Origin of the sequence: Pseudomonas wadenswilerensis (assembly GCF_024749185.1) — a bacterium.
Lineage (GTDB): Bacteria > Pseudomonadota > Gammaproteobacteria > Pseudomonadales > Pseudomonadaceae > Aquipseudomonas > Aquipseudomonas wadenswilerensis.
Genome location: NZ_CP087191.1, coordinates 5,780,808 through 5,799,945 on the forward strand (window position 1 = coordinate 5,780,808; position 19,138 = coordinate 5,799,945).

The following is a 19,138-nucleotide window of genomic DNA, read 5'->3' on the forward strand; positions in this document are numbered from 1 at the left end:
TTCGGTTGCAAGTGCTGCCATGAACATGCTCTGTTAGGGGCAGAGCCTTCGGACAGCAGGATGCGTATGGATTACCACAGCCCCTACTTCTTCGGTTACCTCATTGGCGTGATTCACCTGCTTGGCGCAATCGCCGCCTTGCACGCAGTGTTCACCGTGCGCACGGCTCAGGGGGCTATTGCCTGGGCGTTATCGCTGCTGTTCATTCCCTACTTCACCCTCATTCCCTATCTGGTATTCGGCAGCCGAACCTTCGACGCCTACATCCAGGCTCGGCGCCAGGCCAACCGCGAAATGCACGTGGCCATGGCCGACCTGAACTGGCGACCCTGGGTCGAGGAAGCCTTGGCCGCGCGCAACTCGGAATCCTATGGCGCACTGCGGGCGATGCCCAAGCTCGGGCGCATGCCGTGCCTGGCCAATAACCAGGTGCGCTTGCTGGTCGACGGCAAGGCCACCTTCGATGCGATCTTGCGCGCCATTGCTGGCGCTCGCGATACGGTGCTGGTGCAGTTCTTCATCATTCACGACGATACCCTCGGGCGGCAGTTGCAAACCCTGTTGCTAGAAAAAGCCGCCGAAGGCGTGAAGGTCTACGTGCTCTATGACCGCGTCGGCAGCCACGCCCTGCCTTCCGCCTACAGCCAGAAGCTGCGTGACGGCGGCGTGAACATCCGCGCCTTCGCTACCCGCCGCGGCTGGTTCAACCGCTTCCAGGTCAACTTCCGCAACCACCGCAAGATCGTCGTGGTCGATGGCCTGCAGGGGTTTCTTGGCGGGCATAACGTTGGCGATGAGTACCTCGGCGGCAACCCCAAGCTGTCGCCCTGGCGTGATACTCACGTACAGGTCAGCGGGCCGGTGCTGGCCTGCCTGCAGGAGTCGTTCGCCGAAGACTGGTTCTGGGCGTCGCGAAACCTACCGCCACTGATTCTGCCGGATACCTACCCGGAAGACGGTGTGCTCTGCCAGGTGTTGGCCAGCGGTCCGGCCGACCCACAGGAGACCTGCTCACTGTTCTTCGTCGAGGCCATACACGCGGCGCGCGAACGGCTGTGGATCACCAGCCCCTACTTCATCCCCGACGAGGCCGTGTTCGCTGCCTTGCGCCTGGCGGTATTGCGCGGTGTGGATGTGCGCATCCTGATTCCTTCGCGACCGGACCACCGCATCGTCTACGCCGCCTCCAGCCTGTTCGCCTTCGAGGCGGTGCGCGCCGGGGTGCGTATGTTTCGCTATGAGCCGGGGTTCCTGCATCAGAAGGTGGTGCTGGTCGATAGCGAGATCAGCGCCATCGGCAGCGCCAACCTCGACAACCGCTCGTTCCGCCTCAACTTCGAAATCATGCTGCTGACGGTGGACCGCGAGTTCGCCGACCAGGTCGAAGCCATGCTCGCCCATGACTTCGATCGAGCCCGGGAGATCACCGCCGAAGACACTCGCGACACGCACCGCCTGCAACAACTGGGGATGCGTATCGCCAGGTTGATCTCACCGATCTTGTAAGGCGCTTCAGCGGTAGAAGTCTGCACGAGTCAGCGGCAGGTCATGGCTGCCATCGGCGAAAGGTTTCACCGCGAGGATCTGGTGCAGGTTGATCCAGCCCTTGGCAAAGGCGTAGGAACAACCGGCCAGGTACAGGCGCCAGATGCGCAGGGCCTTCTCTGGCACCAGCGCGCCAGCCTTGTCGAGTTGTGCTTCGAGACGGTTGCTCCAATGTTCCAGGGTCCGCGCGTAATGCAGGCGCAGGCTCTCGACGTCGACGATTTCCAGGCCCGCCTCGCTGATCCGCGCACTGATCATCGACAGGTGCGGCAGCTCGCCATGGGGAAATACGTAGCGCTCGATAAAACTACCGGCGCCACGCCCGACCGGTCGTCCATCGGTGTGCTTGGAGGTAATGCCGTGGTTCATCACCACGCCGCCTTCGCGCACTGCCCCGAACAGCCGCTGGCAATACAGCGCCAGGTTGGCATGGCCGACGTGTTCGAACATACCGACACTCACTACCTTGTCGAAGCGGCCGTCCTGGGGCAGGTCACGGTAATCAAGAATCTGCAGCTCCACCTGCCCTTCCAGGTCTTCGGCCTTGACCCGTTCACGGGCCAGCTTGAGCTGCTCCTGGCTCAAGGTGATGCCGAACACCTTGGCGCCGAACTCCCTCGCCGCATAGCGCGCCAGCCCGCCCCAGCCACAACCGACATCGAGCAGGTAGTCGCCTTTCTGCAGGCGCAGCTTGCGGCACAGGTGCTCGAACTTGTTCTGTTGGGCTTGCTCCAGCGTGTTGGTTGCCGATTTGAAATAGGCGCATGAGTACGCCATGTCGCTATCCAGCCACAGCTGGTAGAAGGCGTTGGACAGGTCGTAGTGGTAAGAGATCGCTGCCGCATCGGTAGCCTTGTCATGCTCGGTACGCACCGGCTGATCGTCTTCTTCATCCTTGAGCAAGGCCACGCTGAGTTCGTCGCAGACACGGATCACCTCAGCGATGGAGCCTTCCAGTTCCAGCTTGCCTTCAACGAATGCCGCACCCAGTTCATCCAGGCTCGGATGGGTCAGCTGGGTGATCAGTTGCGGATCCTTGACCAGGATGGTGACCTGCGGCTTTGGTCCCAGATCGAACGCATGCCCATCCCAGAGCTTCAATCGCAGCGGCAGTTGCAGGCTTTGCAGAACAGGTGGAAGTTGCGCAAGCATGAAATGAGCCTCCTTTTTTCATCGGACGTCTGTCGAAAAGGGTAGTTCATCTACAGCAAGTTTCAGCTAATGCCGACCATAGTCTGAGCCTATCTGCCCCGTTCCAGACCTTGCGACGCCTGATCAAGCCCGCGATCAATTGTATACAATCAATCGAATTGCGGATTAGTCTTGGCGCCATTGTCGATTCTTCATCCTGGAGTACAACAATGAAAAACTATGATGTGGTGATCATCGGCGGCGGGCCTGGCGGCTACAACGCGGCCATCCGCGCTGGCCAGCTGGGCCTGAGCGTAGCGTGCGTGGAAGGCCGTTCAACCCTCGGCGGCACCTGCCTGAACGTCGGCTGCATGCCGTCCAAGGCCCTGTTGCATGCCTCCGAGCTGTATGAGGCGGCAGTTGGCAGCGAGTTCGCCAGCCTCGGCATCGAAGTCAAACCAACCCTCAACCTTGCGCAGATGATGAAGCAGAAGGACGAAAGCGTCAGCGGCCTGACCAAGGGCATCGAGTTCCTGTTCCGTAAAAACAAGGTCGACTGGATCAAGGGCTGGGGCAAGCTCGACGGCGTCGGCCGGGTCAAAGTGACCGACGACCAGGGCGCTGTCACCGAGCTGCAGGCCAAGGACATCGTCATCGCTACCGGCTCCGAGCCAACGCCGCTGCCAGGTGTCACTATCGACAACCAGCGCATCATCGACTCCACCGGCGCCCTGGCCCTGAGTGAGGTGCCCAGGCACCTGGTGGTGATCGGCGCCGGCGTGATCGGCCTGGAGTTGGGTTCGGTGTGGCGCCGGCTGGGCAGCCAGGTGACCGTGGTCGAGTACCTTGATCGCATCTGCCCCGGCACCGATGAAGAAGCGGCAAAAACCCTGCAACGCTCCTTGGCCAAGCAAGGCATGAAATTCAAGCTCGGCAGCAAGGTCACCCAGGCCAGCGCTTCGGCGCACGGGGTGAACCTGAGCCTGGAGCCTGCCGCTGGCGGCAGCGCCGAAACCCTCGAAGCCGATTACGTGCTGGTCGCCATCGGCCGGCGCCCCTACACCCAGGGCCTGGGCCTGGAAAGTGTCGGCCTTGAGACTGACAAGCGCGGCATGCTCGCCAACCAGCACCACCGCACCAGCGTGCCGGGGGTCTGGGTGATTGGCGATGTCACTTCCGGGGCGATGCTCGCGCACAAAGCCGAGGACGAAGCCGTCTCCTGCATCGAGCAGATCGCCGACAAGGCTCATGAGGTCAATTACAACCTGATCCCGGCGGTGATCTACACCCGCCCGGAGCTGGCCAGCGTTGGCAAGACAGAAGAACAGCTCAAGGCCGAAGGGCGCGAGTACAAGGTCGGCAAGTTCCCTTTCAGCGCCAACAGCCGGGCCAAGATCAACCACGAGACCGAAGGCTTTGCCAAGGTCCTGGCTGACGCCCGTACCGATGAAGTGCTGGGTGTGCACCTGGTCGGCCCGAGTGTCAGCGAGATGATCGGCGAGTACTGCGTGGCCATGGAGTTCAGCGCCTCGGCTGAAGACATCGCCCTCACCTGCCACCCGCACCCGACCCGCTCCGAAGCCCTGCGCCAGGCAGCGATGAACGTCGACGGCAAAGCCATGCAGATCTGATCAGTCAGCCTGCACCCCTGCCCTGCCAGCCTGTGGCGTCAATCGCCGCAGGTTGAGCAGCCAGTGTGCGAACAGGCCGAAAATCAGCCCCCAAAACGCCGCCGACAAACCAAGAAATGACATGCCCGAAGCGGTCACGAGAAAGGTGATCAGCGCCGCTTCACGGTCACTCGGCACGCTCATCGCCCCGGCCAGTGCGCCGCCAATCGCCCCGAACAACGCCAACCCGGCCAGGGCCGCAATCAAGGCAGCGGGGAAGGCGGTGAACAGTGAAACCAGGGTCGCGCCGAATAATCCCAGCAGCAAATACAGCACGCCACCCCAAACCCCGGCCCAATAGCGGCGGCCAGGGTCGTCATGAGCCTCGCGTCCGGTACAGATTGCTGCGGTGATCGCCGCCAGGTTAAGGCCATGGCAACCGAACGGCGCCAGCAATAGGCTGGTCAGGGCATTGCTGGCAATGATCGGGCTGGCAGGTGTGCGATACCCGTCGTTGCGCAACACCGCGATGCCCGGCACGAATTGCCCGGTCAGGGCCACCATCACCAGCGGCAGGCTGATGCTCAGTACTGCATTCCAGCTAAACGCTGGCGTGGTCCATACCGGCGTGGCCAGGCCGATCACCAGTGCCGAGCTGTTCAACTCACCGCCCAGCACAGCAATGCTCACGCCGCAGACCAGCACCGCCAGCACCGCATAGCGCGGGGCCAGACGCTTGAACAGCAGGTAGCTGACGAACATCGCCAGCACCAGGGTTGGCTGCGATTTCAGCGAAACGAACAGACCCGTGCCGAAGCTGAACAGGATGCCCGCCAGCATCGCTGCCGATATGGCTGGCGGCAGCTTGCCGACGATACGGTCGAAGGCGCCGGACAGCCCCACCAGCAGGATCACCAGGTTGGCGACGATGTAGGCACCGACGGCTTCGGCAAAGGCGACTCCCGGCAACAACGCTACCAGCAATGCCGAGCCCGGTGCCGACCAGGCAATCACCAGTGGCACCTTGTAGCGCAGGCTGAGGATTACCCCGAGCAGGCCGCTGCCGATGGAAATCGCCCAAACCCATGAAGACAGTTCGGCCGCCGACAGCTGGGCGCTGTGGGCGGCCTGGAAGATGATCACCAAGGGGCCGGCGTAGGAAATCAGGGTGGCGATGAAGCCGGCGACCAGGGCGGAGAGGGAGAAGTCCTGGAATATTGTTTTCATGAATTTATCCAGTCGTGGGCTTCTGAAAGGCATCGCTGGCAAGCCAGCTCCCACAGGGTTTGCACTGAACCTTGTGGGAGCTGGCTTGCCAGCGATGGATTCAACCCGGCCTCAAATGTCCTGCAACGCCCGCGGCCGCTGGCTGCGCTGCTCACTGGCAGGCTTGGGCGCACTCAACAGCTGGAAGTCAAAGTCCATCTCGGCAAAGCGCCCCTCCACACCACGAACATCGGCCGCCGCCGCATCCTCGACAAAGCGCAACTCGCCAATCAACCCGTCACGGGTGGCGTAGGCGAAGTCATCCCACAGGTACTCATCGCCCGCCAGGTTGATCTGGGTGGTCAGGTGCCGGTAGCCAGGGGCCGAGATGAAGAAGTGGATATGCGCTGGGCGATTGCCGTGACGACCGAGCTGAGTGAGCAACTCCTGGGTCGGCCCGTCCGCAGGGCAACCGTAGCCCGACGGCACGATACTGCGGGCGCGGTAGCGGCCTTCGGCGTCGGTAACGATGCGCCGGCGCAGGTTGAACTCGGACTGCGTGCTGTCGAAATACGAGTAGGTGCCCTGAGTGTTGGCATGCCACAGGTCGACCACGGCGCCAGCTACCGGCTGGCCCTGTTCATCCAGCACGCGGCCCTGGAGGAACATCACCGTGCCCGGGTCACGGCCATCGTCCATACGCACCTCGCCTTCGGCCAGCGGGGCACCCGCCACATACAACGGGCCTTCGATGGTCCGCGGGGTGCCGCCACTGATGCCGGCTTCGGCATCCTGGGCGTCCAGTTGTAGGTCCAGATAGTGCTCGACGCCGAGCCCGGCAACCAGCAGCCCGGCTTCCTGGCGCGAGCCGAGGCGGTTGAGGTAGTCGACCGCCTTCCAGAACTCGTCGGGGGTCACTTGCAGGTCTTCGATGAGGCGCGCCACATCGTTGACGATGCGCTGGGTCAGCAGCTTCAGGCGCGGACTGCCCTGGTCGTTGTGCAGGCCACTGACTTCTTCGAAGAATTTCTGGATATCGGCAGTGTGAGCAATCTTCACGGTCATGACGGGTTACCTCGAATTGTTGTTATCGGCGCTCGTTGTTCAGCGGTCGTCGCTGTGGATCGATGACGGGTGGCGGCACAGGCCGTCGACTTCGATGTCCATGTAGGGGAACAACGGCAGTTGCATCAGGGTGTCGTGCAGGGCTTCGACGCTGGGCAGGTCGAACACGCTGTAGTTGGCGTAATGCCCGGCGATGCGCCACAGGTGGCGCCAACTGCCTTCGCGCTGCAGGCGCTGGGCCAGTTCCTTCTCGTCGGCCTTGAGCTGCGCGGCTTTGGCCGGGTCCATGTCCAGGGGCAATTTCACAGTCATTTTCACGTGGAACAACATGGCGTCTCTCCTTGCTTACGTGCGGCTGAAGAACGCCAGGCGCTCTTCGTCCAGGGTCAGGCCAAGGCCGGGAGTGCGGGGTACCTGCAGGGCGAAGTCGCGGTACACCGGCGCATCGATCACGATTTCTTCAGTCAGCAGCAGTGGGCCGAACAGCTCGGTATGCCAGGTCAGTTGGTTGAGGGTGACGAAGGCATGGGCGGCAGCCAGGGTGCCGATCGAGCCTTCGAGCATGGTCCCGCCGTACAGGGCAATACCGGCGGCTTCGGCAATTTGCGCGGTACGCAGCACAGCGCGTGGGCCACCGTTCTTGGCGATCTTCAGGGCGAAGATGCTGGCGGCGCCGTCAGCCGCGAGGCTGAAGGCATCCTCGACGCTTTCGATTGATTCATCAGCCATGATCGGTGCCGGGCTGCGCTGGTTCAGGCGCACCTGGCCGGCACGGTTGATGCGCGAGATCGGTTGCTCGATCAGGTCGATGCCGTTGTCGCCCAGCACCTGGCAGGCGCGGATCGCCTGGGACTCGTCCCAGTACTGATTGACGTCGACGCGCACGCTGGCACGCTCGCCCAGTGCCCGCTTGATCGCGATGACATGGCGCAAGTCATGGGCCACTTCGTTGGCGCCGATCTTCAGCTTGAAGATCCGGTGACGGCGCAGGTCGAGCATCTGCTCGGCCTCGGCGATGTCGCCCCCGGTGTCGCCGCTGGCCAGGGTCCAGGCCACTTCCAGGCTGTCGCGTACACGCCCGCCGAGCAGCTCGCTGACCGCCAGGCCCTGGCGTTTGCCTTGAGCATCGAGCAAGGCGCTTTCGATCCCCGAGCGGGCAAAGGTATTGCCCTTGATCACCTTGTCCAGGCGCTGCATGGCGGCGTTGATGTTGCTGGCATCCAGGCCGGTCAGCAGCGGCGCGAAATAGCTGTCGATATTCTGCTTGATGCTTTCCGGGCTTTCGTTGCCGTAGGCCAGGCCACCGATGGTGGTGGCTTCGCCGAGGCCTTCGATACCGTCGCTGCACTGCAGGCGGATGATCACCAGGGTTTGCTTCTGCATGGTGTGCATCGCCAGCTTGTGCGGGCGAATGGTTGGCAAGTCGACGATCAGGGTCGAGATGCGCTCAATCAGGGGATGACTCATCAAGGTTCTCCAGGGGCGCTCAACCGAGGTCGCCGCCGCCGACCGGCAGCACCGTGCCGGTGATGTAAGAGGCTTCGTCGCTAGCGAGGAAGAGGATTGCGCCAACCTGTTCATCGAGATTGCCGTAGCGTTTCATCAGGCTGCTGTCGAGGGTCTGATCGACGATCTGCTGGTACCAGACTTTCTCCTCGGCGCTCTGCTCGGCACTGTTGCGCGGTACCCGCCGTGGCGGTGCGTCGGTGCCGCCGGGCGCCGTGGCGTTGACCCGCACTCCGCGTCCGGCGGTTTCAAAGGCCAGGCAGGCAGTCAGTGCATTGACGCCACCCTTGGCCGCGCCATAGGGCACGCGATTGATGCTGCGGGTAGCGATCGAGGAGACATTGACGATCGCCCCACTGCCCTGCTCAAGCATGTAGGGCAGCGCCGCATGGCAGCACCACAGCGTGGGAAACAGCGAGCGGCGCACTTCCGCTTCGATCTGCGCCGCTTCGTAGTGCTCGAACGGCTTGGCCCAGAGGGTGCCGCCAACGTTGTTGACCAGCACATCGAGGCGGCCGAAATGCTCCACCGCAGCGGCCATCACTCGGCTGCACTCGCTGTGCTGTTCAAGATCGGCGGTCAAACTCAGCACGCCCTCGCCTTGCAGTTCATGCACCAGCTCCGAGCGATCCACGGCCACCAGCGTCGCGCCTTCTGCAAGCAGACGCTCGCACAGACGACGGCCGATCCCCTGCGCCGCGCCGGTAACCAGCGCGACCTTGTTGGTGAATCTGTTCATGACAACCTCGAATAAAAAAGGGGCCGACCGTACCCGCACGATGCGCCCGGCCCCATAAAATGGCTTCAGGCAGCGGCGGCGGCGAATTTTTCGTAGTAGAAGTTCGCCGGGGTGATGCCCTGTTCGCGGATGTACTGGCTGACCGCCTCAACCATCGGTGGCGGCCCGCACAGGTACACATCGACATCGCCTTCGTTGAGGTGGCGCGGCTCGATGTGCTGGGTGACATAGCCCTTGAGCGGATGCTGGCTCTCGGGGTTGGCTACGCAGGCGCCAAAGCTGAAATTCGGGATGCGCGCAGCAAAGGCCTGCAGGCGGTCGAGTTCGACCAGGTCGAAGTCGTTGGTGACGCCGTAGATCAGGTGCAGCGGATGCTCGCTGCCCTCTTCGGCGATTTTCTCCAGCATCGCGGTGAACGGCGCCAGCCCGGTACCACCGGCCAGCAACAACAACGGCCGACGGATCTCGCGCAGGTAGAAACTGCCCAGCGGGCCGGCCAGGGTCATGCTGTCGCCCGCCTTGGCCAGGCCGGTAAGAAAGCTGCTCATCAAGCCGCCCGGCACGTTGCGGATCAGAAAGCTGACCTCACCGTCCTTTTGCAACGAGCTGAAGGAATAGGCGCGAGTCTGCTCACTGCCGGGCACGCCGAGGTTGACGTACTGCCCCGGCAAAAACGCCAGGCGGCTCAGGGCCTCGCCCTTGATCGACAGGGCAATGGTGCTGTCGGACAACTGGCGCACGGCGCTGATGCTGGCCTGATAGCTGGCCTGCTCGGTCTTGCACAGTTGCGACGAAGCCGGCACACGCACCACGCAATCGCTCTCGGCGCGCATCTGGCAGGTCAGCACATAACCCTGGGCGGCTTCTTCCTCGCTCAAGGCGTCTTCGATGTATTCCTGACCGAGGTCGTAACGGCCAGCTTCGGCGAAACACTTACAGGTACCGCAGGCGCCGTCGCGGCAATCCAGCGGAATGTTGATGCCCTGGCGGTAAGCGGCATCGGCCACGCTTTCGTCAGCGGTGGCGTCGATGAAACGGGTGACCCCGTCCTCGAAATTCAAGGCGATCTTGTGCATGGCGCACCTCGCAGCAAAGCAGGATTCAGATGTGATAAACGTCGATGACCTGACGCACGTAGTCGTTCTTGAGCACTACCTTCTTGGCCTTGATCAGCGGCCGTTCGCCACGGATATCGAGGGTGTAGAAGCTGGTGCCGAAGTGGCTGTCGACGGTCTTGTAGCGAAAGCTCAGGGTGTGCCAGTTGAAGCGCACCTTGCACAGGCCTTCGCCCTGCTCCAGCAGCTCGATATTGCTGATGTTGTGCGAGGTCCGGGTGTCGGGCATGGTCGCGCTGGAGCGTTCGGTCTTGATCCGGAACACCCGGTCTTCCAGGCCACCACGATTGCCGTACCAGATCAGCGAGATTTCCCGTTGCGGGTCTTCGGTGAGCTGGTCGTTATCGTCCCAGGCCGGCATCCAGAAGGTGGCGTCGGCGGCGTAGCACTCCAGCCACTGGTTCCAATGGCTGTCGTCCAGGTAGCGTGCTTCTTCAAAGAGAAAGTCGCGCACTTGCTCGAAGGAAATGCTCATTGCACGGCCTCCACGGGGATCAACTGCTGGTCGGCGGCGAGGGCCTTGAGCATGGTTTCCTGCCAGTACTTGTGTTGCAGCACGAACAGGCCTTCGTCTTCGGTGCGCACGCCGCTCAGTTGCGGATGCAGGTCGATTTCCTGCGCGGCGGCATCGGCGCCTTCGACCCAATGGGTGGCACCACGGGACATGTCGTTCCAGCCCCGCCCGCCCTGATAGCCCATCTGGCAGGAGCGGAATTCTTCCAGGTCATCCGGGGTGGCCATGCCACTGACGTTGAAGAAGTCTTCGTACTGGCGAATACGCTGGGCTCGCGCCTCGTCGCTCTCGCCCTTGGGGGCGATGCAATAGATAGTGATCTCGGTCTTGTCCACGGCGATCGGCCGAGCGATGCGGATCTGCGAGCTGAACTGGTCCATCAAGTACACGTTCGGGTACAGGCACAGGTTGCGCGAGTTCTCGATCATCCAGTTGGCGCGAGCCTGGCCGAAGTCAGCCGCCAGTTCGTCACGGCGCTCGAACAGCGGCCGGTCCTCGGGGTTGGCCCAGCGAGTCCAGAGCAGCAGATGGCCCTTGTCGAAGGAATAGAAACCACCACCGCTCTTGGCCCAGCCGCCCGCGCTCATGGTCTTGACCTCATCACCGGCTTCACGCTGCTTGCGCTGGTTCTGGGTAGCGGCGTAGTTCCAGTGCACGGCGCTGACGTGGTAACCATCGGCGCCGTTTTCAGCGGTCAGCTTCCAGTTGCCTTCGTAGATGTACGAGGACGAACCGCGCAGCACTTCCAGGCCATCGGCCGACTGGTCGACGATCATGTCGATGATCTTCGCCGACTCACCCAGGTGCTCCACCAAGGGCACCACGTCCGGGTTGAGGCTGCCGAACAGGAAGCCGCGGTAGGACTCGAAACGGGCGACCTTGGTCAGGTCGTGGGAGCCTTCGCAGTTGAAGCTGGCCGGGTAGCCGGCGTCGACCGGATCCTTGACCTTGAGCAGCTTGCCGGAGTTGTTGAAGGTCCAGCCGTGGAACGGGCAGGTGTAGGACGAGCGGTTACCGCTCTTGTGTCGGCAAAGCATCGCACCGCGGTGGCTGCAGGCATTAAGGAAGGCATTGAGCACCCCATCCTTGTTGCGCGCGATGAAGATCGGCTGGCGCCCCATGGTGGTGGTGAGGAAGTCGTTCTTTTCAGGAATCTGGCTTTCGTGGGCAAGGTACAGCCAGTTGCCCTCAAAGATATGTTTCATTTCCAGATCGAACAGACGGGGGTCGGTGAACATCTCGCGCTTGCAGCGAAAGACGCCCTTCTCCTGATCTTCTTCAAGCAGGGAATTAAGGTAATCGAATCCCAGGGACATGGCCGGGGCCTCCGTTGTTATTGTGTTCAGGCCATGTCAGGTTAGGGAGCGAGGGGCACGGTAAATATCCGCTTTGTGCAGACCTTTATCCGTTTTCTGCAAAGTGTCAGAGGCGGCGCTTGAGGGTGTCGGAGGGCAGTTCGCCGAATAGCGACTTGTAGTGTTCAGAAAAACGCCCGAGGTGGACGAAGCCATAGTCCATGGCCAGCTCGGTGATGTTGCGCACCTTGCAGTCGGGGTCGCTGAGGCTGGCGCGGATGCGTTCGAGTTTCTGCTGGCGGATGTACAGCTTGGGCGTGGTGCGAGCGTTGCGCTCGAACAAGGCATACAGCGAGCGCAGGCTCATGCTCGCCTGCTGCGCCAGCTGTTCGCTGCAGATGTCCTGCTTGAGGTTGGCACTGATGTACTCGGCAATCCGCTCGAAGGATGCCGCCTGGCTGCTCAGGGCTTCACGGCTGACGTTGGTGTGCATCAGGGTCAGCAGCTTGCTGGCGACGATCTGGCTGTAGTGCTCCTGCACCCGCAGCATCGGCTCGTTGCTTTCGGCCTCCTGGCAGACCATCGCCAGCAGCCCGGCAAAGCCTTCCAGCGCCAACAGCTGGTAGTGATGATCGAGAAAGCGCACACCTTCGCTGGGGCGCTGCCAGCGTTGCTCGTCGCACACTGACTCGAGCAGGCGGGTGGGCAGCTTGAGGATGAACTTCTCGCAATCCGCGGAATAGGCCAGGTCGACCGGTTCGTCGGGGTTGATCAGCAGCAGCCCGCCGGGGGTCAGCAGACGCTCTTCACGGCCACGGCGCCAGAGGCAGTGGCCACGCAGCAGGATCTGCAGGTGAAAGACGTTCTCCAGCGCTGGCGACATCACCCGCACATCGCCGCCGTAGCTGATCCGGCACAGGTCGAGGCTGGCGAACTTGCGATGGTTGAGGTACGCCTCCGGATGCCCGTAGCGCGGCAGGCGAATGCAATGGGGGCCGACATGCTGGTTGACGTAGGTCGACACCGCATGAGGGTCTGCACGCTCGAACACCCGGCTGCGTTCGCTGAGCAGGGGACTGTCCATACCCATATCGGCCATACCAGCCATACCAGGTCACTCGTTGTAGTTATGCGGCCAGTCTAAGCGATAGCACTGGCCGGCGAGCAACCTGGGGATGGACGGTGTGTTTCCAAAAGCATCGCTGGCAAGCCAGCTCTCACAGAGTTACCCACAACCCCGGTAGGAGCGGGCTTGCCCCGCGATATGGCCTACAACAACGTCCAGGTGTAACTCAGGATCACCCGGTTCTCATCAATGTCCGAACGGTAATTGGACCGTGCCATGGCGTTGCGCAGCCGTATCCCCAGCCCTTTGAGCAGCCCGCTCTGCACCGCATAGCCAAGGTCAAGATCGCGCTCATGTTCCTTGCCCTCGAAGCCCAGCCCGGTATCGACGTTATTGCCCTTCAGGTAACGCACGGTGGCAGTCAAACCCGGTATGCCCATGGCCACGAAGTCATAGTCATAACGTACCTGCCAGGAACGCTCATCGGTGTAGGAGAATTCATAGGTTGGCACTTCGTTGCCCAGCGGCGAGATGTTCGGGAACACCCGCGGGAAGGCATCGTCACCATAGATTGCCTGGTAGCCGACGCTGAAGGTGTGCCCGCCACGCTTGGCCGACAGCAGCGAATAGAACGCCCGGTTGTCGACATCACCAAGGCGCGCATCGCCCTGCTCCCTGGCGGTGAAGTAACCGAGGTTGGCGCCCAGGGTCCAGTCGCCCAGGGGCTGGCTGTGCTTCAAGCCCACGAAGCCTTGTTGATAGATATCTTCGAGGCGCCCGTACCAGAGGCTGGCGGTGGTGCGATTGGCGTTGAAGCTGTAGTCGCCACCGGCATAGTTGAAGGCATCGCTGTCGGCCTGGCGCTGGGGCAAGTGGCCGAGCATGGCGATCATTTTCTCGTCCCCGGCTTCGTTGCGCAGGCTGGTAGAACTCAGGTGGCCGGCCTGCAGGGTCAGGCCGGTTATCTCGGCCGAGGTCAGGCTGACGCCCTGGTAGGTTGGTGGCAGCAGGCGCGAGTCGTTGTATTGCAGGATGGGCAGATTGGTTTGCAGCTCGCCGACTTTCAGCTCGGTCTTCGAATAGCGCATTTTCAGCGTGGCGCCGACCCGGCTGTACTCATCGGCAGCGCGGCCATCGTCCTGCACCGGCAGCAAACCGGTGCCGGTGCGATCCGGGCTGCTGTCGAGCTTGAGGCCGAGCAGGCCAATGGCATCGACGCCCACCCCCAAGGGGCCCGGGGTATAACCGGACTTGAAGTTGAAGATAAAGCCCTGGCCCCATTCCTCAGCCTTTGATTGCTGGTTGGCACCGACAATGCCGGAAAAGTCGCGGCTGAAGTAGTAGTTACGCGCTTGCAGGGTAGCGCTGGCGTCCTTGATAAAACCCGGCTCGGCGGCATTGGCGCAGAAACTCAGGGCGCAGAGAAACAGCAACCCGCAGTGTGGGAAGTTGGTCATGGTAGTGGTGCTCTTGTTATTGTTGTTTTGGCTTGTAAATTTGTGGCGCCTGCATCGCTGGCAAGGCCAGCTCCCACAAGAACGCTATGTACTCCGACCACTGTGGGAGCTGGCTTTGCCAGCGATAGGGCCAACGCGGTTATTTGGCTATGCCGCTGACTGCAACGCCGCCCTGCCCCTGGCAGCACCACGCCCGGCAAACACCATCATCGCCACCGCCGCTACCGCCCCCGGCAGCGCAAAGGCCATGAAATTCAGCGCCAGCGGCAGCTGAATCCCCAGCAGCATCCCACCCAGGATCGGCCCGATAATCGCCCCGCTGCGACCGATACCCGATGCCCAACCCAATCCCGTCGAACGGATCCCCATGGGGTAGTACTGGGCTACACAGGCATAGGCGAGAATCTGCGTGCCGATGGTGGTCGCGCCGGCAATGGCGATCAGCAGGTACAATACCGGCGTCGGGCTCTTGAAGCCGAGCAGGCTGATCGACAACGCCGCCACGGCGAAGAACACCACCAGCACCCGATCGAGCTTGAAGCGGTCACCAATCCAGCCGCCGCCCACCGCGCCGAAGATCGCGCCGAAGTTCAGCACCAGCAAAAACGCCAGGCTCGAGCCCAGGCCGTAGCCGGCGTTGTTCATCAGCTTGGGCAGCCAGGAATTGAGGGCATAGACCATCAACAAGCAGCAGAAAAACGCGACCCAGAGCATCAACGTACTCAGCGCTCGCCCTTCGCGAAACAGCTGCGGTACCGAGCCACCGGCTTGAGTACCGGTCACCACCTCCAGACGATCACCCGCTTGTGGCTGATAGCTCGGCTCGACCCGCTGCAGCAACTGGCTGGCCTGTTCGGTACGGCCCTGGCGCACCAGAAACCCCAGGGACTCGGGCAGGTAACGCAGGATCAGCGGTAGCACCAGCAAGGGGATGATCGCCACATAGAACACCGACTGCCAACCGAAGGCCGGCAACAGCACGATGCCCAACCCGGCCGAGAGCATGCCGCCCACCGAGTAGCCACTGAACATGATCGCCACCAGGGTGCTGCGCATGCGTTTGGGCGCATATTCGTTCATCAGCGCCACCACGTTGGGCATCACCCCGCCGATCCCTAGCCCTGCCAGAAAGCGACAGAGGCCGAACTCGGCAGGGTTGCGGGCAAAGCCGTTGAGCACGGTAAAGCCGCTGAACAGGATCACGCAGAGGGTGATGGCCTTCTTGCGCCCGATCCGATCCGACAGCGGGCCGAACACCAGGGCGCCGAACATCATGCCGAACAGCGCATAGCTGCCCAGGGCACCGGCCTGCAGCGGGGTCATGCCCCACTCCTGCATCAAGGCCGGCAGTACCACGCCGTAGATGACCAGGTCGTAACCGTCGAAGATGATGATCAGCGCACACCAGAACAGCACACGCCAGTGAAAGGAATTGAACTTCGCCTGATCGATCAGGCTATTGATATCGATCGCTCGCATGAGGCGCGTCTCTTTTGTTGTTGTTATCGAAACCTGAATGGCGATACCTGCCGGGCGCGGGGCCGGGCAGTGTTCGCAAGGTCAGGTTAGGAGCAGCAGCAAGGCGCCAATAGCCGTTTCCTGCGAATCGCTATCCAGATTGCGCAGGGGCCGATGAGCGTTCAGCGGTGGCGTTTGAAGGTAACCGAAGGCAGCTCGCCGAAGCGCTGGCGATAGCTTTCGGCGAAGCGGCCCAGGTGCAGGAAGCCGTAGTCCAGGGCGATTTCGGTGACATTGCGGACCGGGCTGGAGGGGTCCTGCAGGGCCGCGTGAATCCGCTCGAGCTTGCGCTGGCGCACATACCCCTTGGGTGACAGGCCGGCGTGACGCTCGAACAGCGTATACAACGAACGCTCGCTGACCCGCGCGACCGTCATCAACTGGCTGACCCCGATATCCTGATGCAGGTTGACGTCGATATAGGCCACCAGCTGTTCGAACGAGTGGGTCTGCAACCCCGGCTCGCAACGATCGATGTTGTTGCCCAAAAGGCTCAGCAACTTGCTGGCGACGATGCGCCCGTAATGCTCCTGCACCTGCGGCAGCGACTGGGTGGATTCGGCTTCGTCACACACCAGCCCGATCAGGCCGATAAACCCCGCCAGCGCGCCAGTGGCATGACGCGCGCTGGTGAAGCGGATACCGCCTTCGGGCAGTTGCCAGCGCTGTTCCAGACAAGCCTGTTCGAGCAGGTTGGCCGGCAACTTGAGGATGAATTTTTCGCAATCGGCCGAGTAGGTGAGGTCAACCGGATCGTCCGGATTGATCAGCAGCAGCTCGCCGGGCACATAGTGATGCTCATCGCCGCGACAGCTTGAATGGCAGTGCCCTTTAAGCAATATCTGCAGGTGATACAGGGTGCCCAGCGCCGGTGAAGTAATCCGCGCCCTGCCCCCATAGCTCAGGCGGCACAGGTCGAGGCTGGCAAACTTGCGATGGTTGATGCTCGCCTGCAGGTCACCGCTACGCGGCAGGCGCAGACTGTGGCCGCCAACGTGCTGGTTGACGTAGTCGGACACCGCATAAGGGTCGGCATGCTGGAACACACGGCTGCGCTCGCTCAACAGTTGGCTGCTCATGGGCTGGCCTCATTGTTATGGTCGTACGACGATATCCACAGGGTCTGGTTATCCACAAGGCAGCAGCTTGCGCCAGCGCCTGCAGGCAGTCCAATATCCGTTGGGTAGGCAACCATACCCTGGAGGTATCATGGAACTGCGTCATCTGCGCTACTTCCGGGTACTCGCGCAAACCCTCAATTTCACCCGCGCCGCCGAGCAGCTGCACATCGCCCAGCCGCCCCTGAGCCGGCAGATCCGCCAGCTGGAAGACACCCTCGGAGTAGAGCTGCTGGAGCGCGGCAGGCCGCTGCGCCTGACCGAGGCCGGGCGGTTTTTCCACGAACAAAGCGCCGCCCTGCTCGACCAGCTCGAACAGATCGCCGAAGGCACCCGGCGCATCGCCAACAGTGAACGCCAATGGCTGCGCATCGGCTTTGCGCCGTCGACGCTCTATGACTTGCTGCCCGAGTTGATCCGCCAGCTGCGGCGCAATGAGGAAATGGAGCTGGGCCTACAGGAAATGATCACCCTGCAGCAGGTCGAGGCACTCAAGGCCGGGCGCATCGATGTCGGCTTTGGCCGCATCCACATCAAGGATCCAGCCATCGAACAGGTGTTGCTGCGCGAGGAACCGTTAGTCGTTGCCCTGCCCTGCGGGCACCCTTTGCTCGGCCAGCCCCTGGACCTCAAACGCCTGGCCGACGAGCCTTTCGTGCTCTACCCCGCCAACCCGCGGCCGAGCTACGCCGATCACATCATGGCGCTGTTTACCGCCCAGGGTGTGAACATCAAGGTAATCCAGTGGACCAACGAACTGCAGACCGCGCTGGGCCTGGTTGCTGCTGGCCTGGGGATAACGTTGGTGCCAGCGTCCGTGCAAAGCCAGCATCGCGCCGACATTGTTTATGCACCACTGCCAGAAAAAACCGCAGTGTCACCGATCATACTCAGTCGCCGGGCTGGGGATAACTCGCCACAGGTCCGGCAGTGCTTGAGTTTAGTGGCACAGATGAATACCGGCCCCCAGGGCTGAAGGCCGGTTTATCCACAATCAGGCCAGGGCAGCCTGCTTGTTTTCCACAGCAAGCAAGTCAAAACGCTCGGCCAGGAATGGAGTGATATCCAGCGGCAGGGCTTCCTGATGCACGACCTTGTCGATCAGCACCCCGGTGATGGCCGAAGTGAGGATGCCGGTGCGAAAGTGTCCACAGGCATTCAGGTAACCACTGACTTCCGTGACCGGCCCCAAAATCGGTAGTTCGTCCGGCGAGCCCGGGCGCAGGCCGGCCCACGTGCGTTTCAGGTTGATCTGCGCCAGCTCCGGTACACAGCGAACCGCCCCCTGAACCAGGCCGTTGATTTCCGGGAAGGTGTTGCTGACGTCGAAGCCTTTGTCCTCGGTGGTGCTGCCGATCAGGATCTCGCCGTTGTCCTTCTGCGCCATGTAGCAATCGCTGGTGGTCAGGCAGCCTTGCAGCAGCTTGGGCATGCGCTCGGTGAGGATGATCTGGCCTTTGACCGGCTTGACCGGAATCCGCAGGCCGGTGGCCCATTCGCTCAAGTCTGCGGCCCAGGCGCCAGCGGCGTTGATCAGGGTATCGCAGTGAAAGGTGCCCTCTTCTGCGGTTTGCACACCGCTGACCCGAGAGCCCTGGTGCAGCACGCCGGTGATGTTGGTGTTGTGGAACAGGTCGACGCCGTTCTGGCGCGCCGCTTCCATATAGGAATCGGCCAGGCGGAACGGGCTGACCTGGTGATCGCAAAGGAACTCCAGAGCGCCATGGGCCTGATGGCTGACTGCCGGCTCCGCCTGGCGCAGGGCCTCGCGGTCGAGCCAGCGTACCTGGTCGGCCAGATGCGGAATCTGCGCGACGATGTGTTCGGCGTACAGGCGGTCTTCATCGTCGTAGATCACGTACTTGAGGCCGGTGCGCTCGAACTTGAAGTCCATGCCGTGGCGGTCGATCAGCTCGCGGTGCAGCTGTGGATAAAGTGCGTTGGACTGCAAGGCAAAGTCGAAGAACGACTGCGGCAGGATATGCGGCGTGCTCGAATCCACCGCCACTGCCGCGCCATGGGCTTCGCGCTTGTGCTTGGCCGACATCATGCGAAAGAAGATTACCCCGCAGCCCAGGCCCACCGACTCACCAATGGCCCACAGGCCGCCGGCCGAGGCGCGGGTGGCATTTCCGGGGCGCTTGGCATCGATCAGGGCGATCTTCAAGTTCTTGCGTTTGGACAGCTGGTAGGCGCAGGACGCACCGATCACACCGCCACCGGCGATGACCACATCATAGGTTCTGTTCATGC

Annotated in this window: 17 protein-coding genes; 3 read left to right on the top strand and 14 right to left on the bottom strand. The window is 62.2% G+C overall.

What is annotated here, in order from left to right:
• Window positions 1-66 precede the first annotated feature (66 nt).
• Window positions 67-1,506 carry a cardiolipin synthase gene (gene cls / locus LOY45_RS26640; RefSeq protein ID WP_115084605.1) on the top strand — a complete coding sequence of 480 codons (1,440 nt, stop codon included), beginning with the start codon at window positions 67-69 and terminating at the stop codon, window positions 1,504-1,506.
• A gap of 6 nt (window positions 1,507-1,512) precedes the next feature.
• Here the strand turns inward: cls and cfaB are convergent, their stop codons facing one another.
• Window positions 1,513-2,697: a C17 cyclopropane fatty acid synthase CfaB gene (gene cfaB / locus LOY45_RS26645; RefSeq protein ID WP_115084603.1), complete on the bottom strand. Its 1,185-nt coding sequence runs from the start codon at window positions 2,695-2,697 to the stop codon at window positions 1,513-1,515.
• A gap of 209 nt (window positions 2,698-2,906) precedes the next feature.
• Here cfaB and lpdA point away from each other — a divergent pair, with 209 nt between their 5' ends.
• Window positions 2,907-4,307, top strand: coding sequence for a dihydrolipoyl dehydrogenase (gene lpdA / locus LOY45_RS26650; RefSeq protein ID WP_258578592.1), 1,401 nt, complete (start codon window positions 2,907-2,909; stop codon window positions 4,305-4,307).
• On the opposite strand, the gene LOY45_RS26655 is transcribed toward lpdA, so the two are convergent.
• The 12 genes from LOY45_RS26655 to LOY45_RS26710 form a co-directional block, all read right to left on the bottom strand.
• Window positions 4,308-5,513: a benzoate/H(+) symporter BenE family transporter gene (locus tag LOY45_RS26655; protein ID WP_115084600.1), complete on the bottom strand. Its 1,206-nt coding sequence runs from the start codon at window positions 5,511-5,513 to the stop codon at window positions 4,308-4,310. It abuts the gene before it with no gap.
• 111 nt (window positions 5,514-5,624) lie between these two features.
• Window positions 5,625-6,557: a catechol 1,2-dioxygenase gene (gene catA / locus LOY45_RS26660; protein WP_134065250.1), complete on the bottom strand. Its 933-nt coding sequence runs from the start codon at window positions 6,555-6,557 to the stop codon at window positions 5,625-5,627.
• 39 nt (window positions 6,558-6,596) lie between these two features.
• Window positions 6,597-6,887 (bottom strand): muconolactone Delta-isomerase, encoded by a 291-nt coding sequence (gene catC / locus LOY45_RS26665; protein WP_115084596.1) that lies wholly within the window; start codon window positions 6,885-6,887, stop codon window positions 6,597-6,599.
• Window positions 6,888-6,902: 15 nt separating this feature from the next.
• Window positions 6,903-8,024: a muconate cycloisomerase family protein gene (locus LOY45_RS26670; RefSeq protein ID WP_258578593.1), complete on the bottom strand. Its 1,122-nt coding sequence runs from the start codon at window positions 8,022-8,024 to the stop codon at window positions 6,903-6,905.
• A 19-nt stretch (window positions 8,025-8,043) separates the two neighbouring features.
• Complete coding sequence (locus tag LOY45_RS26675; RefSeq protein WP_115084592.1) at window positions 8,044-8,802, bottom strand: 1,6-dihydroxycyclohexa-2,4-diene-1-carboxylate dehydrogenase; 759 nt, start codon at window positions 8,800-8,802, stop codon at window positions 8,044-8,046.
• A 65-nt stretch (window positions 8,803-8,867) separates the two neighbouring features.
• Window positions 8,868-9,878 (bottom strand): benzoate 1,2-dioxygenase electron transfer component BenC, encoded by a 1,011-nt coding sequence (gene benC, locus LOY45_RS26680; RefSeq protein WP_134065254.1) that lies wholly within the window; start codon window positions 9,876-9,878, stop codon window positions 8,868-8,870.
• A gap of 25 nt (window positions 9,879-9,903) precedes the next feature.
• Window positions 9,904-10,392, bottom strand: coding sequence for a benzoate 1,2-dioxygenase small subunit (benB, locus tag LOY45_RS26685; RefSeq protein WP_233673847.1), 489 nt, complete (start codon window positions 10,390-10,392; stop codon window positions 9,904-9,906).
• Window positions 10,389-11,747, bottom strand: a complete 1,359-nt coding sequence (gene benA, locus LOY45_RS26690) for a benzoate 1,2-dioxygenase large subunit (protein ID WP_134065258.1) — start codon at window positions 11,745-11,747, stop codon at window positions 10,389-10,391. The genes benB and benA overlap by 4 nt, the downstream gene beginning before the upstream one ends.
• A gap of 106 nt (window positions 11,748-11,853) precedes the next feature.
• Window positions 11,854-12,810 carry an AraC family transcriptional regulator gene (locus LOY45_RS26695; protein WP_134065260.1) on the bottom strand — a complete coding sequence of 319 codons (957 nt, stop codon included), beginning with the start codon at window positions 12,808-12,810 and terminating at the stop codon, window positions 11,854-11,856.
• A 185-nt stretch (window positions 12,811-12,995) separates the two neighbouring features.
• Window positions 12,996-14,249, bottom strand: coding sequence for an OprD family porin (locus LOY45_RS26700; RefSeq protein ID WP_258578594.1), 1,254 nt, complete (start codon window positions 14,247-14,249; stop codon window positions 12,996-12,998).
• 147 nt (window positions 14,250-14,396) lie between these two features.
• The gene (locus LOY45_RS26705; protein WP_115084584.1) at window positions 14,397-15,728 is read right to left on the bottom strand and encodes an aromatic acid/H+ symport family MFS transporter; all 1,332 of its coding nucleotides are present in this window, start codon (window positions 15,726-15,728) and stop codon (window positions 14,397-14,399) included.
• Window positions 15,729-15,889: 161 nt separating this feature from the next.
• Window positions 15,890-16,846: an AraC family transcriptional regulator gene (locus tag LOY45_RS26710; protein ID WP_115084583.1), complete on the bottom strand. Its 957-nt coding sequence runs from the start codon at window positions 16,844-16,846 to the stop codon at window positions 15,890-15,892.
• A 130-nt stretch (window positions 16,847-16,976) separates the two neighbouring features.
• On the opposite strand from LOY45_RS26710, the gene LOY45_RS26715 reads away from it, so the two are divergent.
• Window positions 16,977-17,861, top strand: a complete 885-nt coding sequence (locus LOY45_RS26715) for a LysR family transcriptional regulator (protein WP_233673849.1) — start codon at window positions 16,977-16,979, stop codon at window positions 17,859-17,861.
• 18 nt (window positions 17,862-17,879) lie between these two features.
• On the opposite strand, the gene hcnC is transcribed toward LOY45_RS26715, so the two are convergent.
• A complete protein-coding gene (gene hcnC / locus LOY45_RS26720) occupies window positions 17,880-19,136 on the bottom strand; it encodes a cyanide-forming glycine dehydrogenase subunit HcnC (protein WP_115084579.1) in 1,257 nt (418 codons plus the stop codon).
• Window positions 19,137-19,138: the final 2 nt, after the last annotated feature.

Bases quoted from the DNA above. Each gene is read 5' to 3' on its own strand.
- cls (WP_115084605.1), top strand. From the start codon at position 67: ATGGATTACCACAGCCCCTACTTCTTCGGTTACCTCATTGGCGTGATT.
- cfaB (WP_115084603.1), bottom strand. From the start codon at position 2,697: ATGCTTGCGCAACTTCCACCTGTTCTGCAAAGCCTGCAACTGCCGCTG.
- lpdA (WP_258578592.1), top strand. From the start codon at position 2,907: ATGAAAAACTATGATGTGGTGATCATCGGCGGCGGGCCTGGCGGCTAC.
- LOY45_RS26655 (WP_115084600.1), bottom strand. From the start codon at position 5,513: ATGAAAACAATATTCCAGGACTTCTCCCTCTCCGCCCTGGTCGCCGGC.
- catA (WP_134065250.1), bottom strand. From the start codon at position 6,557: ATGACCGTGAAGATTGCTCACACTGCCGATATCCAGAAATTCTTCGAA.
- catC (WP_115084596.1), bottom strand. From the start codon at position 6,887: ATGTTGTTCCACGTGAAAATGACTGTGAAATTGCCCCTGGACATGGAC.
- LOY45_RS26670 (WP_258578593.1), bottom strand. From the start codon at position 8,024: ATGAGTCATCCCCTGATTGAGCGCATCTCGACCCTGATCGTCGACTTG.
- LOY45_RS26675 (WP_115084592.1), bottom strand. From the start codon at position 8,802: ATGAACAGATTCACCAACAAGGTCGCGCTGGTTACCGGCGCGGCGCAG.
- benC (WP_134065254.1), bottom strand. From the start codon at position 9,878: ATGCACAAGATCGCCTTGAATTTCGAGGACGGGGTCACCCGTTTCATC.
- benB (WP_233673847.1), bottom strand. From the start codon at position 10,392: ATGAGCATTTCCTTCGAGCAAGTGCGCGACTTTCTCTTTGAAGAAGCA.
- benA (WP_134065258.1), bottom strand. From the start codon at position 11,747: ATGTCCCTGGGATTCGATTACCTTAATTCCCTGCTTGAAGAAGATCAG.
- LOY45_RS26695 (WP_134065260.1), bottom strand. From the start codon at position 12,810: ATGGACAGTCCCCTGCTCAGCGAACGCAGCCGGGTGTTCGAGCGTGCA.
- LOY45_RS26700 (WP_258578594.1), bottom strand. From the start codon at position 14,249: ATGACCAACTTCCCACACTGCGGGTTGCTGTTTCTCTGCGCCCTGAGT.
- LOY45_RS26705 (WP_115084584.1), bottom strand. From the start codon at position 15,728: ATGCGAGCGATCGATATCAATAGCCTGATCGATCAGGCGAAGTTCAAT.
- LOY45_RS26710 (WP_115084583.1), bottom strand. From the start codon at position 16,846: ATGAGCAGCCAACTGTTGAGCGAGCGCAGCCGTGTGTTCCAGCATGCC.
- LOY45_RS26715 (WP_233673849.1), top strand. From the start codon at position 16,977: ATGGAACTGCGTCATCTGCGCTACTTCCGGGTACTCGCGCAAACCCTC.
- hcnC (WP_115084579.1), bottom strand. From the start codon at position 19,136: ATGAACAGAACCTATGATGTGGTCATCGCCGGTGGCGGTGTGATCGGT.